The sequence below is a fragment of the Micromonospora sp. M42 genome (assembly GCF_000568915.1).
Taxonomy (GTDB): Bacteria; Actinomycetota; Actinomycetes; order Mycobacteriales; family Micromonosporaceae; genus Micromonospora; species Micromonospora chalcea.
On record NZ_KK037233.1, the window covers coordinates 2,567,385 to 2,582,874 of the forward strand.

General features: G+C 74.1%; 13 protein-coding genes. 6 read left to right on the forward strand and 7 right to left on the reverse strand.

Annotated features, from left to right (window positions below; translation table 11 throughout):
• Nucleotides 1–236 precede the first annotated feature (236 nt).
• Nucleotides 237–1,199: a TIGR03557 family F420-dependent LLM class oxidoreductase gene (locus tag MCBG_RS11535; protein ID WP_043325553.1), complete on the forward strand. Its 963-nt coding sequence runs from the start codon at nt 237–239 to the stop codon at nt 1,197–1,199.
• 228 nt (nt 1,200–1,427) lie between these two features.
• Here the strand turns inward: MCBG_RS11535 and MCBG_RS11540 are convergent, their stop codons facing one another.
• The 6 genes from MCBG_RS11540 to MCBG_RS11565 form a co-directional block, all read right to left on the reverse strand.
• Nucleotides 1,428–2,225 (reverse strand): endonuclease/exonuclease/phosphatase family protein, encoded by a 798-nt coding sequence (locus MCBG_RS11540; protein WP_043325555.1) that lies wholly within the window; start codon nt 2,223–2,225, stop codon nt 1,428–1,430.
• Nucleotides 2,226–2,229: 4 nt separating this feature from the next.
• Complete coding sequence (locus MCBG_RS11545) at nt 2,230–3,720, reverse strand: phosphatase PAP2 family protein (protein ID WP_043325556.1); 1,491 nt, start codon at nt 3,718–3,720, stop codon at nt 2,230–2,232.
• A 77-nt stretch (nt 3,721–3,797) separates the two neighbouring features.
• Nucleotides 3,798–4,799, reverse strand: a complete 1,002-nt coding sequence (locus MCBG_RS11550; protein WP_043325557.1) for a YihY/virulence factor BrkB family protein — start codon at nt 4,797–4,799, stop codon at nt 3,798–3,800.
• Complete coding sequence (locus MCBG_RS11555; RefSeq protein WP_043325560.1) at nt 4,792–5,799, reverse strand: diacylglycerol/lipid kinase family protein; 1,008 nt, start codon at nt 5,797–5,799, stop codon at nt 4,792–4,794. Before MCBG_RS11555 ends, MCBG_RS11550 begins: the two co-directional genes overlap by 8 nt.
• Nucleotides 5,800–5,890: 91 nt before the next feature.
• Nucleotides 5,891–6,466 (reverse strand): Clp protease N-terminal domain-containing protein, encoded by a 576-nt coding sequence (locus tag MCBG_RS11560; RefSeq protein WP_043325562.1) that lies wholly within the window; start codon nt 6,464–6,466, stop codon nt 5,891–5,893.
• Nucleotides 6,466–6,702 carry an HTH domain-containing protein gene (locus tag MCBG_RS11565; RefSeq protein WP_043325563.1) on the reverse strand — a complete coding sequence of 79 codons (237 nt, stop codon included), beginning with the start codon at nt 6,700–6,702 and terminating at the stop codon, nt 6,466–6,468. The genes MCBG_RS11560 and MCBG_RS11565 overlap by 1 nt, the downstream gene beginning before the upstream one ends.
• 97 nt (nt 6,703–6,799) lie before the next feature.
• Here MCBG_RS11565 and MCBG_RS11570 point away from each other — a divergent pair, with 97 nt between their 5' ends.
• The 4 genes from MCBG_RS11570 (at nt 6,800) to MCBG_RS11585 (ending at nt 11,905) form a co-directional block, all read left to right on the forward strand.
• Nucleotides 6,800–7,600, forward strand: a complete 801-nt coding sequence (locus MCBG_RS11570; RefSeq protein WP_043325565.1) for a PP2C family protein-serine/threonine phosphatase — start codon at nt 6,800–6,802, stop codon at nt 7,598–7,600.
• A gap of 83 nt (nt 7,601–7,683) precedes the next feature.
• Nucleotides 7,684–8,514 (forward strand): universal stress protein, encoded by an 831-nt coding sequence (locus MCBG_RS11575; protein WP_043325566.1) that lies wholly within the window; start codon nt 7,684–7,686, stop codon nt 8,512–8,514.
• Nucleotides 8,515–8,642: 128 nt separating this feature from the next.
• Nucleotides 8,643–11,045 carry a phosphoketolase family protein gene (locus MCBG_RS11580; protein WP_043325567.1) on the forward strand — a complete coding sequence of 801 codons (2,403 nt, stop codon included), beginning with the start codon at nt 8,643–8,645 and terminating at the stop codon, nt 11,043–11,045.
• Complete coding sequence (locus MCBG_RS11585) at nt 11,042–11,905, forward strand: universal stress protein (protein WP_043325569.1); 864 nt, start codon at nt 11,042–11,044, stop codon at nt 11,903–11,905. Before MCBG_RS11580 ends, MCBG_RS11585 begins: the two co-directional genes overlap by 4 nt.
• Before the next feature lie 48 nt (nt 11,906–11,953).
• Here MCBG_RS11585 and MCBG_RS11590 read toward each other — a convergent pair whose 3' ends face one another.
• Nucleotides 11,954–14,302: a heavy metal translocating P-type ATPase gene (locus MCBG_RS11590; protein WP_043325572.1), complete on the reverse strand. Its 2,349-nt coding sequence runs from the start codon at nt 14,300–14,302 to the stop codon at nt 11,954–11,956.
• A gap of 155 nt (nt 14,303–14,457) precedes the next feature.
• On the opposite strand from MCBG_RS11590, the gene MCBG_RS11595 reads away from it, so the two are divergent.
• A complete protein-coding gene (locus MCBG_RS11595) occupies nt 14,458–15,468 on the forward strand; it encodes an Acg family FMN-binding oxidoreductase (RefSeq protein WP_043330507.1) in 1,011 nt (336 codons plus the stop codon).
• The last annotated feature ends 22 nt before the right edge of the window (nt 15,469–15,490 follow it).

The window sequence follows — 15,490 nt, forward strand, 5'->3', positions numbered from 1 at the left end:
GGGTGGTGGCGACTGAGCCCGGTAGCCGCCGCCCGGTTCCCGAACGGACGCAGGCATCAGCGTAGGACGATGGAAGGCGTGAGGCAACCGGTTAAGCAGGATCGGCCGGGAGGCGACACCGCTTGACGCGCCGTATGAACTGAACCGGTTAAGAGACGAATGCGAAAGCGGACAGCAGGGTTGACCCGCGCCGGGCGGGGTATCCGGGGACGATCCGCCCGGGAAGGAGACGTGCCATGGTCAACGTCGGTTACACCCTCATGTGCGAGCAGGCCGGCCCGAAGGAACTCGTCGACCACGCCGTACGCGCCGAGGCCGCCGGCTTCGACCACCTGGTCATGTCCGACCACTACTACCCCTGGCTGGAGTCCCAGGGCCACTCCCCGTACGCCTGGTCGGTGCTCGGCGCGGTCGCGCACGCCACCAGCCGGGCGGAGCTGATGTCGTTCGTGACCTGCCCGATCCGGCGGTACCACCCGGCCGTGGTGGCGCAGAAGGCCAGCACCATCGGGGTGCTCTCGGACGGCCGCTTCACGCTGGGCCTCGGCGCCGGGGAGAACCTCAACGAGCACGTGGTGGGCGGATGGCCGCACGTGCAGCAGCGGCACGAGATGTTCGAGGAGGCGTTGCAGATCATCCGGCCGCTGCTCAACGGCGAGACGCTGACGTTCTCCGGCAACCACTTCGACGTGCCCGACGCGTACGTCTGGGACCGCCCGGACCGGCCGGTGCCGATGGCGGTGGCCGCGTCCGGGCGACAGTCGGCCACGCTTGCCGCCGAGTACGCCGACGCGATGATCGCCACCGACCCGCTGTCGCACCTGATCGACATGTACGAGGAGGCCGGTGGCGCGGGCCGCCCCCGCTACGGGCAGGTGGCCATCTGCTACGGCCCGGACGAGGACGAGTGCCGCAAGATCGTGCACGACCAGTTCCGCTGGTTCGGCCTGGGCTGGAAGGTCAACGCCGACCTGCCCGGCCCGGAGTCGTTCGAGGCGGCCACCCGGTTCGTCCGGGAGGAGGACGTGGCCGAGGGCATCTCCTGCGGCCCGGACACCGACCGGCACGTCGAGGCGTTCAAGAAGTTCGTCGAGGCGGGCTTCACCCACGTCGCGCTGGTCCAGGTGGGCGGCGACACCCAGCCGATGTTCCTCGACTGGGCCCAGGAGGAGCTGCTGCCCCGGCTGCGGGAGCTGTGACCGCTGAGGAGTTGACGCCATGCGTATCGGGAACACCGAGATCCGGCCCGCCGGGGGCGGGCTCGGCTGCCTGCTGATGATCCTCTTCTCGATCGTCGCCTCGGTGGTGCTCACCGTGCTGCTCAACCTGGTCCTGTAGAACCCGGCCCGGCGCGCTCGGCGGCGACACCAGAACGGGGTGGCTGCGCCCCGGCCCACGTACGCCTTCGGTCTGGGCTGGCGCGTCGTTCAGCCGGCCGTGAGGTCCACCTCGGCCAGCACCGGATAGTGGTCCGACGCCGAGTCGGCGTCACCGTCGCGGACCACCCGCACCGCGCGTACCCGGTCGGCCAGCGCCGGGGTGGCGAGCAGATAGTCCAGCCGCATCCCGGCGAACTCGGCGCCGCCGTGCCGGGTCGGCACGGTCCGGCCGCCGGGCTCGTCGCCGCCGGAACGCGGCCACAGGTCCACCAGCCCGGCGTCGAGCAGCCGGGCCACCGCGCGGGTGTCCACGGTACGGCCGTCGCGGCGCAGGTGCCGCCGCCGGTACGGAGTGGCCAGCCCGGCCAGCCGGGCGGTGTGGTCGACGGTGGGCTCCAGCGTGTTCAGGTCCCCGGCCAGCAGCGCCAGCTCTCCCCCGGTCCGCCGCAGCGCGGCGGCGAGCCAGTCCGCCTCCATCCGCCGCCGCCCACCCGAGTAGGGGTACAGGTGCGTGCTCAGCACGGTCAGCGGTCCCGCGCCGGTGGCGACCTGTACCCGGGCGGCGGCGTGGTGGAACGGGCGGCGGACCCGGCCTGCGCGCAGCACCCGCAGCGGCGGGCGGACCAGCACCGCCACCGGCTGGCCGAGACAGGACCGGGCCAGGTACGCCGCCATCCCGAGCCGGTCGGCCAGGCCGCCCAGCGTGGCGTCCATGCCGCGCAGCTCCTGCATCGCCAGCACGTCGGGGCGCTGCGCGGTGACGACCGAGACGATCCGGTCCCGGCGGTCGGCGCCGCCCGCGTCCCGCCCGCCGGTCCGGATGTTCCAGGTCATCACCCGCAGCATCGGCTCAGTCCGGCCGCGCGGCCTTGGCCAGCTCGTCGTCCAGCTCGTCCACCTGTTCGGACTCGATCGCCGGCTGGTTGCCCTCGTACACGTCGGCGTTCGGCTTGATCACCCAGTACAGCAGCGACAGCCAGAGCGCGCCGAGCAGGATCGCGCCCATGAAGTCGGTCGGGTGGTGCATGCCCCGGTACATCCGCGAGGTGGCCACGCCGACCGGCATCAGCACGGCCATGCCCACGAACAGCCACCGCCACCACCTGTCGGTACGCGGGAACACGATGACCGCCATGGCCGCCCAGAGGCAGATGGTGGCCGCGATGTGCCCCGAGGGGAACGACGAGGTGGGCATCTGCCCGTCCAGGTTCTCCACCGGCGGCCGGGGCCGGTCCACCACCCGGGCGCTGGCCAGGAAGAGGCTCAGCTCGCCGAACATCGCCAGCACCACGTACAGCACCGGCCGCCAGCGCCGCCACACGGCCAGCACGATCGGGCAGAACACCAGCGACACCAGCAGGATGGCGTGGGTGTCGCCGAACTTGCTCCACCACCAGCTCAGGTCGGTGAGCGCGTCGGTGTGCCGCTCGGCGAACCAGCGCGGCACCTTCGTGTCGAGCGTGTCGAAGAACGTGCCCTTGGCGTGGTAGCTGACGAACATGCCGAACGCGTAGAGCGCGCCGAAGACGAGCACCCAGCCGACCAGCAGCTCGGCCACCGCGGAGCGGGGGTGCTCCAGCACCTTCTCCTCGTCCGGCGCGAGCGCCAGCTCGTCGCCCGCCTCCGGTTCCAGGCCCTCGCGCAGCGGCGGCACCGGCCGGCCGCGCTCGCGCCGCCACAACCGGAAGGCGTACGCGGTGACGCCCAGCCAGGCCGCGCCGAGCAGCCAGCCGCCGATCACGTCGGACACGAAGTGCACGCCCAGCGCGATCCGGGTCAGCCCGACCAGGAAGACAAGCACGGCGGCGACGGCGATGGCGGGCTTGCGCCAGCGCGGCGACATGGCCGGCAGGAACACCAGCAGCAGCGCCCCGTACGCGACGAACGAGCCGAGCGCGTGCCCGCTGGGGAAGCTGTTGCCGGGGGCGTCGGCGATCGGCACGTCCACCACCGGGCGCAGCCGGCCGACGAGCGCCTTGAGCGACGGGTCGAGGATCAGCCCGCCCACGCCGGTGACGATCAGGTAGACCGCCAGCCGGGACTGGCGGCGGATCAGCAGACCCACCACCGCGATGGTGACCAGCCAGATCAGCACCGGCCGGCCGCCCAGGTCGGTGATCGCCTGGAGCACTGTGACCAGCGGGCCGTGCGGCGCCACCAGGCCGTTGAACCACTCGGCCGCCGCATGATCGGCATCGCGCAGCGGGCTCCAGCGGAACCGGACGAGCATCAGGAGCAGCCCGAACCCGACTCCCGCACCGGCCACGGCGAGCAGGCCCGCCAGACTCCGCTCGGCGAAATGGCCCAGCGGCCGGCGCCCGGCTTCCTTGACCGCGGTCACACCGCACCTCCCTCGTTCCTCTGCGAGGCGCGCTGTACCCGATCGGCGTGTCCCGTACACGCCGGACCGGCGCGGCGTCAGAGCGAGGTCATCTCACCGGTGTCGAACAGGTCCTCGCGGTGCGCCTCCGGCTGCCACAGATCCGGCTGGGCCGGCTCCTCCACGCCGATGCGCATCGCCTCCAGCTGGGCGGCGAAGGCCAGCCCGCCGAAGAGCGCCATGCCGGTGAGGTTGGCCCAGAGCAACAGCGCCATCATGCCGGTCAACGCGCCGTAGGTCTGGCCGAATCCGCCGCTGTACTTCACGTAGGCGGCCAGCAGCAGGCTGGCCAGCCACCAGATCGCGATGGCGATGGCCGCGCCGAAGACGAGCCAGGACAGGCCGGGCTGCCGGCGTCGCGGCGCGTGCCGGAACAGCACCGCGACGGCGATCACCGTCAGGCCGAGGCTCAGCGGCCAGCGGATCACGTCCCATCCGGCCATCGCGGCGTCGCCCCACTCGTAGTGCCGCCGTACCGACTCGCCCATCGCCCGGCCGCCGACCAGGATGAGGAAGCCGGCCAGCGCGGGTACGCCGGCGACCACCGCGAGGACCGTGGCGCGCAGGTACTTGGCCAGCGCCGGGCGGTCCCGCTCGACGCCGTAGATCCGGTTCGCGCCCCGCTCGATCTGCGCCATCGTGGTGGTCAGCGCGACCAGCCCGGTGAGCAGGCCGAGGGTCAGCGCCAGCTCGCCGGCGTCCTCGCTGCGCTCGCTGTCGGTCAGCAGGTCCTGCACCATCGCCTCGCTCTGGCCGGGCGTGATGGCCAGTACGGTGTCCGCGACGACCTTGCCGCCCTCGTCCACCCCCAGGTCGGTGATCAGGCCGGTGAGCGCGATCAGGAACGGCACCACCGCCAGGCAGAGCTGCAACCCCAGCGCCCGGGAGTGGCTGAAGCCGTCGCCGTAGCGGAACCGGACGAACGCGTCCCGCAGCAGGCACCAGCCGCCGTGCCGGCGCAGCGTGTGCCAGGCGTCGTCGGCGGACAGCTCGTTCTCGGTCATCAACCGGGTCTCGGGGACCAGCTTGGTGCTACTCACGGCGGGCCTCCTCGACCAGGTGCTCGCCGCGCTCGCCGACCGCGTCGGCGTCCACCGCCAGGTCGGGGTGCTCCTCGGGGCGCGGTACGCAGAGCCAGAGCGACTCGGGGCGGATGGTGGCCTTCAGCGAGCGGCCCGGCTCGATCAGGTCGCCGTCGAGCTGCCGGGGCTGCGCCCGGGTGCTGGTGATCTCGACCGAGCGGGCCCGGAACACCTCCATCCGGGGCACGCTGTCGCGGCGGCGCAGCACCGCCCAGCCCATGGCGAGCCAGTGACGCAGCGCGCGCGGTGTCAGCACCGCCACGTCGAGCCAGCCGTCGTCCGGCTCGGCGTCGGTGAGCAGGCGTACCCCGCCCTGCAGGCGCCCGACGTTGGCGACCAGGACCGACCGGGCCCGGCGGCGCAGCGGCGGGCGGCCGTCGATGCGCACCGAGACCCGCATCGGCCGGTCGCGCAGGTGGCGGGCGGCGCCCATCAGGTACGCCGGCCAGCCGATCCGCTTCTTGGTGGTCTCGGAGGTGGAGTCGAGCATCTGGGCGTCGAAGCCCATCCCGGCCATCACCGCGAAGCACTGGTCGCCGACCACGCCGACGTCGAGGCGGCGCATCCCGCGTTCGACGGCGACCTGGAGCCCGGCGGCCAGGTCGTTCGAGAGGCCGAGGTTGGCGGCGAGGAGGTTTCCGGTGCCCTGGGGCAGCACCGCCAGCGCCACGTCGGTGCCGGCCAGCGCGGTCACGCACGCCATCACCGTGCCGTCGCCGCCGCAGGCGAAGACGACCTCCGCGCCCGCCTTCACCGCCTGTTCCGTCTGCCCGCGGCCCGGGTCCTCGACTGTCGTCTCGTACCAGGTCGGGGCCGGCCAGCCGGCGGCGGCGAGCGCGCCCTCCACGGTCCGGCGGAACTCGTCCAGGTCGGCCACCTTCACCGGGTTGACCACCACTGCCGAGCGCGGGGTGCGGTTCTCCGCGTTCACCGGGCGCTTGTCGTCTGCACCGTCCACGGCGTCAGTGTGCAGGACACGGGGCGTGACGGCGACCCGGCGCAGCGGGACGTTGCGATGGCCGCAAACAGGTTTGAAAACCGGGTACGGGTCAGGCGGCCTCGCGCAGCGCCGTGTCGATGCGGCGTCGCAGGTCGTCGATGTCCACCCCGGCCTCGGTGAGCACCGCGGCGGCCAGGCCGTCGCCCTCGCGCAGCAGGCCGAGCAGGATGTGTTCGGTGCCGATGTGCCGGTGGCGCAGCCGCAGCGCCTCGCGCAGCGACAGCTCCAGCACCTTCTTGGCGCGGGGCGAGAACGTGCCGTGGTGCGTCCCGCGACGCCACCACCGGCGCGGGCGCGGGGTCGCCTCACGCAGCGCGTCCGGGCCGAAGGACTCCTCGATCCGGGCCACTATCGCGGCGAGGTCGATGCCGATCTCGCGCAGTGCCGCGGCGTCCGCCGCGCCGAGCCCGTCCACGCCCTGCGCGGTGTGGCGGGTCACCGCGGCGCGCAGGGCGTCGGCCTCGACGCCACCGGCCGCGAGCAGCCGTACCGCCAGGTTGTCGCGGTCGGCGAGCACGCCCAGCAGCAGGTGCTCGGTGCCGACCGGCCGCCGTCCCTCGGTGCGGGCCTCGTCGAGCGCGTGGTGCACCACGGCACGGGCCCGGTCGGTGAATCGTTCGAACATCACGCCTCCCAGCTGTCGCGTACCGCCGGTCGCCCGGCGTGCTTCTTGTGGACCGCCTGCCGGCTGACCTCGAGGGCGTCGGCGATCTCCTGCCAGGACCAGCCCTGTCGCCGGGCGTTGTCCACCTGGATCACCTCCAGCCGCTCCAGCAGCCGGCGCAGGGCGAGCACGGCACGCAGGCCGACCTTGGGGTCGGTGCTGCCGGCCGCCGCCGCGAGTTCCGTCGCCTGACTCATGGTGTCAATGTAGGTTGACAGCACGACGGGTGTCAACCCTGGTTGACACCCGTCGTGGCCTGCCACCCGCGGCCCGCGGCGGTGCTACGGTCCGCTGGTGTTCCGCCGCCGTCCGCTGGACCGGCCGGTCGAGCCCGCGCGCCGGCTCACCGCCGGCCGCCTCACCCTGGAGATCGCCGGGGGCAGCGTCGTCGGGCACCGCTACCCGGAGAACTACGACGTGCTGCACGTCGACCCGGAGCTGCCGCTGGCGGTGGTCTGCGACGGCATGGGCGACGGCGAGGGCAGCCGGATCGCCGGCACCACCGCCGCCGAGACGTTCGTGGCGCGGGTCCGCGCCGACTGGCCCGCCGTCGGCCCCACCGGGCTGCGCGCCGCCGTCGCCGAAACCCAACGGCGGGTACGCCAGGCCGGAGCGGCGCAGCCCGGCCTGACCGGATGCACGCTCACCGCGCTCGTCGTCCAGCCCGACGGCGACCAGGGCTGGCTGGTCCAGCTCGGCGACTCGCGGGCGTACCGGCTGCGCGACGGGCTGCTGGAGCTGGTGACGGTCGACCACACCATGGCCTGGCTGGGTCTGCTGCACGGCTGGTGGCCGCCGGACTCGCCGGAGGCGGCCCGGGCCCGCTACCAGCTGCTGCGCTACGTCGGACACCCGGACCGGCCCGAGCCGGACCTGCTCGCCGTGCCGCTGCGCCGGGGCGACACCTGGCTGCTGTGCACCGACGGGGTCAGCGACCAGCTCGGCTACCACCGGCTGCGCGACCTGCTCGCCGCCCGGCGCGACCCGGCGCGCACCGCCGAGGCCCTGCTCGCCGCCAGCCTCGACGAGGGCGGCGAGGACAACGCCACAGTCGTCGTGCTGCGCGTCCACCCCGCCCTGCCCGCCCCGCGCTGACCGCCGGTTTCCGCCGACCCGGTCCGGCGCACCCGGTCCCGCGACTACGGTGAGTGAAAAGCGGGGTCGGGAGGTGAGCCGGGGTGGCCGCACCCAGCCACGGTTCGGTGGTCGTCGGCGTGGGCCGGTCGGCGGAGGATCTGGCGGTGGTCCGCACCGCCGCCGCCGAGGCCGCCGCCCACCACCGGCCGCTGCATCTGCTGCACGCGTTCAACTGGGCCGCGACGCCCGGGCCCGCCCCGGCGGGCGGCAGCCGCACGGACGCGGAGAACCTGCTGGAGGCCGCCGGGCAGGCCGCCGCCGAGTGCGCGCCGGAGGTGCCGGTCAGCGGCGAGATCGTCGAGGGCTCACCCGTCGAGGCGTTGTTGCGGGCCGCCGACACCGCGTTCCTGATCGCGCTCGGTGACGGCGGCATGTCGACCCGCCCGCACTCGGTACCCACCGACACGCCGGCCGTGGAGGTGGCCGCCCGGGCGGGCTGCCCGGTGCTGGTCGGCCGCGCCGAGCCGGCCCCGCCCGGACCGTTGGTCGTCGGCTTCGACGGGTCGGCCAGCTCCCGCGCCGCACTCGGGTACGCCTTCGACTGCGCGGAGAGCCGCGGCGCCCGCCTGCTCGCCGTCCGGGTGATCGAGCCCGGGTGCGGCGACGGCGACGACGGGCTGCTGGAGGAGGCGGTGAACCGGCACGCCGTCCGGCACCCCCGGGTCACCACCGACTGCCTCACCGTCCACGGTGAGCCGACATCCGTCCTGCTCGACCGGTCCCGCGCGGCGCAGCTCGCAGTCGTCGCCGCCCGCGGCGACGGGCCGGTACGGTCGACTCTGGGCGCGGTCAGCCAGTCCCTGCTCTACCATTCGCCGGCCCCGCTGATCGTCGTACGGGGACTCGACACGGGCGCCGGGGACGGATCGTGACGCCCACCCGAGGCGGGACCTACGGCCCTGACCGGCGGCCCCGGACCGGGGCGAAGCTGAACCCGCCGGGGAAGAAGACGTGGTCCCCGAGTGGCAGCAGATCCCGAGCCACGAGAGGCTAAGGCAGCATGGACACCGCGGTGAACCTGCACAGCCCCCTGACCGAGGACGAGTTGCGCCGGCTGGACGCCTACTGGCGGGCGGCGAACTACCTGACCGTCGGCCAGATCTACCTGCTCGACAATCCGCTGCTGCGCGAACCGCTCAGACCCGAGCACGTCAAGCCGCGCCTGCTGGGCCACTGGGGCACCAGCCCCGGGCTCAACCTGCTCTACACGCACCTCAACCGGGTCATCGTCGACCGGGACCTGTCCGCCATCTTCGTCACCGGTCCCGGCCACGGCGGCCCGGCGCTGGTCGCGAACACCTGGCTGGAGGGCACCTACAGCGAGCTGTACCACCACATCCCCCGCGACGAGACCGGCATGCAGCGGCTGTTCCGCCAGTTCTCCTTCCCGGGCGGGATCCCGAGCCACGTGGCGCCGGAGGTGCCGGGTTCGATCCACGAGGGCGGCGAGCTGGGGTACGCGCTGAGCCACGCGTACGGCGCCGCGTTCGACAACCCGGACCTGCTGGTGGCCTGCGTGATCGGCGACGGCGAGGCGGAGACCGGCCCGCTGGCCGGGAGCTGGCTGTCGAACGTGTTCCTCAACCCGGCCCGCGACGGCGCGGTGCTGCCGATCCTGCACCTCAACGGCTACAAGATCGCCAACCCGACCGTGCTGGACCGGATCCCCCGTAGGGATCTGCGCGAGATGATGCGCGGCTTCGGCTACCAGCCGTACGTGGTGGAGGGCGACGACCCGGCGGCAGTGCACCAGTCGCTCGCCGCCACGCTGGACCGGGCGGTCGACGAGATCGGCGAGATCCAGCGCCGCGCCCGCTCCGGTGAGCGCGTGGAACGCCCGCGCTGGCCGATGATCGTCCTGCGTACGCCGAAGGGCTGGACCGGGCCGTCCCGGGTCGACGGCAAGCAGGTCGAGGGCACGTTCCGCGCCCACCAGGTGCCGATCTCCGGCGTCCGGGACAACCCGGAGCACCTGGCCGAGCTGGAGCGCTGGCTGCGCAGCTACCGTCCGGAGGAGCTGTTCGACGCCACCGGCGGCCCGGTCGCCGAGGTGGCCGACCTGCCGCCGACCGGTGACCGCCGGATGAGCGCGAACCCGGTGGCCAACGGCGGCCGGCTGCTGCGCGACCTGGAGCTGCCCGACTTCCGCGACTACGCGGTCGACGTGCCGAAGCCGGGCGAGCCGATGGCCGGCGCGACCGGTGTGCTCGGCCCCTGGGTCCGCGACGTGATCGCGCGTAACCCGGAGACGTTCCGCCTGTTCGGCCCGGACGAGGTCGCCTCGAACCGGCTCGGCGCGGCGTTCGAGGTGACCGGCCGCGCGTTCATCGGCGCGGAGGTGCCCGGTGACGACCATCTCTCCCCCGACGGCCGGGTGATGGAGGTGCTCTCCGAGCACCTGTGCCAGGGCTGGCTGGAGGGCTACCTGCTGACCGGCCGGCACGGCATCTTCACCAGCTACGAGGCGTTCATCCACATCGTCGACTCGATGGTCAACCAGCACGCCAAGTGGCTGAAGGTGACCCGGGGCATCCCGTGGCGGGAGCCGGTGGCCTCGCTGAACTACCTGCTGTCCAGCCACGTGTGGCGGCAGGACCACAACGGCTTCTCGCACCAGGACCCGGGCTTCATCGACCACGTGATGAACAAGAAGGCCGAGGTGGTCCGCGTCTACCTGCCGCCGGACGGCAACACGCTGCTGTCCACCATGGACCACTGTCTGCGCAGCCGGCAGTACATCAACGTGGTGGTGGCCGGCAAGCAGCCCGCACCGAACTGGCTGACCATGGACGAGGCGATCCAGCACTGCCGCCGCGGCCTGGGCATCTGGGACTGGGCCAGCACCGACGACGGCGTCGAGCCGGACGTGGTGCTCGCCTGCGCCGGCGACGTGCCGACGCTGGAGACGCTCGCCGCTGTCGACCTGCTGCGCCGGCACCTGCCGGACCTGAAGGTGCGGGTGGTCAACGTGGTCGACCTGATGCGCCTGCAACCGCCGTCGGAGCACCCGCACGGTCTGCCGGACAACGAGTTCGACACCATCTTCACCCGCGACAAGCCGGTGATCTTCGCCTACCACGGCTACCCGTGGCTGATCCACCGGCTCACCTACCGCCGGACCAACCACGAGAACCTGCACGTACGCGGCTACAAGGAGGAGGGCACCACCACGACGCCGTTCGACATGGTGATGCTCAACGACCTGGACCGCTTCCACCTGGTCATCGACGTGATCGACCGGGTACCGGGGCTGCGGTCGCGGGCCGCGCACCTGCGTCAGGACATGGTGGACGCCCGCCAGTCCTGCCGCGACTACACCCGGCGCTACGGCGAGGACGACCCCCGCGTCGCCGAGTGGCGCTGGGTCCGCGAGAACGATCCGGCGGTAAGGAGTGGCGAATGAACGAGGAGATCCTCGTCGGCTACGACGGCTCCCCTGACGCGGCTGTCGCCCTGAACTGGGCGCTGGACGAGGCGGGCCGCTCGGGCCGGCCGGTGCGGCTGGCGTACGTCTTCGAGTGGTTGACGGTGACCGGCTGGATCGGTCCCGGGGTGGCCCCGGGGGTGTGGCCGGACGAGGCCGCCCGCCGGCAGGTCGAGGAACTGGTCCGCAAGGCGGCGGCGGACGCCGCCGCCGACCGGCCCGGCCTCACCGTGCACGGCGAGGTGTTCGACGGCCCGCCCGCGCTGGTGCTGCAGGAACGGTCCGCCGAGGCCGGGATGCTGGTGCTCGGCAGCCGGGGCCACGGCGGCTTCGGCGGGCTGCTCGCCGGCTCCACAGCGGTCTCGGTGACAGCGCACGCCCACTGCCCGGTGGTGGTGGTCCGCGACGGTCAGGCCGCCACGTCCGGGCCGGTGGTGGTCGGCTCGGACGGCTCGGAGACGGCGCTGCGGGCGCTCGGCTTCGCCGTCGAGCGGGCCGCCCAGCGGGACGTGCCGCTGCGGGTGCTGCGGGCCTGGGAGCCGCCCGGCGACAGGTGGGTGCCGCCGGGCTTCGACCCGGAGGAGACCGCCGCCGCCGAGCGGGCCGCCGCCGAGGCGGAGCTGGCCACCTGGCGGGAGAGCTTCCCCGACGTGCCGATGGAGGTCGAGGCCGTTCCCGGCAGCCCGTCGGCGCTGCTGGTGGAGGCGAGCCGGTCGGCGCAGCTCGTGGTGGTCGGCAGCCGGGGCCGCGGCGGGTTGCGCGGCATGCTGCTCGGCTCGGTCAGCCAGCAGCTCATCCAGCACTCGCACTGCCCGGTCGCCGTGGTACGCGAGCGCTGACCAGACGGGCGCGCTTGGCTCGTGGAGCACCTGCCGCGAGGGCGGTGGTCAGCGGCCGGACGCGGTGGAGCCCTCCTCCGGGTTGAGCGAGAAGTAGTCCTCCTCCTCCTGCGCCAGGTGCAGGCGCAACACCGCGTCCAGGCCGTAGAGCGCGGCGAGCAGATCCGGCACCTCGTCACGGCGCAGCCGCCCGTCCGGCTGCGCCGTGAGATGCCCGCCGATCCGCTCCACCAGCCGCACGATCTCCACGTGCGCCCGGCTCATCGTGGAGGTCGCCTCGTCGCCGCCGAGCGGCCCGGCCAGCGCCGGGTACAGCTGCCGGTCCTCGGCCGCCTCGTGCGGCAGCACCTCGTCGACCAGACGCCGGTGCACCTCCCGCAGCGCCGGCAGGCACGCCGGGTCGTCCGGTCGGGTCGCCACCATGTCGGCGGTGTCCCGCAGCCGGGCCAGCACGTCCCGGATGCCACCGTGCTCGCCCGCGTACCTGTCGATCAGCTCCGCCGTGTGCGGGGGCAGGTCCCGCCGCCGCAGGCCACCGCCGAGCGCGCGCAGCGCATTGAGGATCACCAGGACGTCGATGCCCTCCTGCAGGAACGCGCCGGCCACCGGGGGCAGCCGGCCCGCGGCCGCCACCAGCATCGCCAGCACCGCCAGGCCCATCCCGACGGTGGCGCTCTGCACCGCGATGCGGCGGGCGTACCGGGCGATCTCGACGGCGTCCGCGAGCCGGTCCAGGCGGTCCACGGTGAGCACCGCGTCGGCCACGTCGGCCGAGGCGGTCGCCCCGGTCGCGCCCATCGCCACCCCGACGTGCGCCTCGGCCAGCGCGGGCGCGTCGTTCACGCCGTCGCCGACCATCACTGTCACCGCGTGCGCCGACTCCTCGCGTACCCGCTCGGCCTTCTCCTGCGGCGAGCAGCGCGCGATCACGTCGTCCACGCCCACGATCTGCGCCACCTGGCGGGCCGTGCCCGGACGGTCGCCGGTCACCATGACCAGCCGGGTCAGGCCCGCCTCGCGCAGCCGCCGCACGGTCCGCCGGGCGTCCGGGCGCACCGGGTCCTCCAGCAGGATCGCGCCCAGCGGGCCGTGGTCGTCGCTGACCCAGACCGCGGAGCGCCCGGCCCGTTCGGCGCGCTCACCGAGCCGGCCCGCCCACTCCGGCGGCTCACCCGCGAACTGCCCGACGTGCACCGTCCGCCCGTCGACGCGCCCGCTCACGCCGTGCCCCGGCTCCTCGGTGACATCGGTCGGCTCGGCCAGCGCCAGCCCGCGCTCGCGGGCCTGCCGGACCAGCGCGGCGGCCAGCACGTGCGGGGAGAGCTGCTCGACCGAGGCGGCCAGCCGCAGCACCTCGTCCCGGTCGCCGCCCGGCGCCACCACCACCTCGGCCGCCCGGGGCCGCCCGGCGGTGAGCGTCCCGGTCTTGTCCAGCAGCAGCGTACGAGCGCGGCCGAGCTGCTCCAGCGAGCCACCGTCACGCACCAGCACGCCGCGCCGGGCCACCCGGGACAGGCCGGACACCACGGCGATCGGGGTCGCCAGCAGCAGCGGGCACGGGGTGGCCACCACGAGCACCGCCACCGCCCTGGTGAACTCGCCGGACAGCAGCCATGCCAGCCCCGCCAGCACCAGCGTGAACGGCACGAACGCGGCGGCGTACCGGTCGGCGAGCCGTACCATCGGCGCCTTGCGGGCGGTGGCCTCGCCGGCCAGGCGGACGATGCCGGCGTAGGTGCTCTCCGCCGCGTTGCGGCGGGCCCGCAGCCCGAACCCGGCGCCCGCGTTGACCACCCCGCTGGCGACCTCGTCGCCCGCCGCGCGGGTGACCAGCTGCGACTCGCCGGTGACCACCGACTCGTCGAGCGTGGCCGCCTCCTCGACCACGCCGTCGACAGGCACCACGTCGCCCGGCCCGACCACGAGGCGGTCCCCCACCTCGACGCGGTCCAGCGGCACCACCTCGATCCCGCCGTCCGGGGTCCGCCGCCGCGCCTGCCGGGGCGCGCGTTCCAGCAGCGCCCGCAGGTCACGGGTGGCGCGGCGCTGGGCGTACTCCTCCAGCGCCCGCCCGGTCGCGACCATCACCGCGATCACGGCGCCGGCCAGGAACTCCCGCACCAGCAGCGCGCCGAGCAGCGCCAGCACCGCGATGACGTCCACGCCGAACTGCCGCAGCCAGAGCTGGCGCAGCGTGGTCCAGGCGGCCGGGACGAGCGCGACCACCGTGACCGCCGCCCAGACCAGCCGGGCGGCGTCGTGCGCGCCCGCGAACCACAGCGCTGCCCCGGCCAGCACGGCCGCGGTGAGCAGCACCAGCGGCGCCCACTCGGCCCACGCCCACCGCCGGGCACGGGCCGGCTGCTCGGGTACGCACTCGCGTGGTTCGCTTCCCACGTGTGGATCGTCGCAGCCCGGACGTGGGGCGGGCGGGACGACGCGGGTAATCCGGCCCTGCGGGGCGGCCGGGCATGTCCGAGGATGGAGCGGGATCCCCCACCCGGGCGTCCCGGGCGTGGGGCACGATGGGGAAAACAGGAAAGGTCGTGACGATGAGCCACGAGACGCCGGCCGGCGATCGCCCGTTGACCACCGCGCTCGCGGAGGCCGCCGGAATGGCCGGCCACGCCCCCTCGGTGCACAACACGCAGCCGTGGCACTGGACTGTGCTGCCCGACGCGCTGGAGCTGCGGGTGGTACGCGAACGGCACCTCAGCGCCATGGACCCGGAGGGTCACCTGCTGGTGGTCAGCTGCGGCGCCGCGCTGCACCACGCCCGGGTGGCGCTGGCCGCCGAGGGCTGGACCCCGGTGGTGGAGCGGCTGCCCGACCCGAAGGAACCCGACCTGCTGGCCCGGATCACCAGTCTGAAGCACACCGGCGCCGACCCCGACGCCATGCGCGTCGTGCAGTGCATGCAGGTCCGGCACACCGACCGGCGTCCGGTCAGCGACGAGCCGATCCCGACCGCCGCGCTCGATGACATCGACCGGGCCGCCACCCGCGAAGGCGTGAACCTGCAACTGCTCGACGACACCCAGAAGATCCAGCTCGCCGCCGCCGCCCAGCAGGCCGCCGCCGTCGAGGCGGACAGCCCGGAACTGCGCGAGGAACTGGCGTACTGGACCAGCCGGGCCGGCACCGGCACCGGGCTGCCGCCGGAGGTGCTGCCCGAGCAGGCCCCCCAGACGACCGTTCCGGCCCGCGACTTCGGCCGCGCCGGATCGCTGCCGATCGGCCCCGGCCACGACAAGACCGCCGTGTACGGGATCCTCTGGGGCGCCGACGACGAGCTGATGAGCTGGCTGCGCGCCGGTGAGGCGCTTTCCGCCGCCTGGCTCACCGCCACCCGGCACGGGGTGTCGCTGGTGCCGCTGTCCGGCGTGGTGGAGGTCGAGGGCACCCGTGAGGTGCTACGGCAGATGCTCGCCGGCCTGGGGTTCCCGTACATCAGCATGCGGCTGGGTGTGGCCGACCCGAACCACGCCGGCCCGCCGCACACCCCCCGGCTGGACGTCACCCAGACCGTCGACACCTCGGCGGTCCGCGACCGGCTCACCTGACCGGTCTCGATCAGGGCGGCCG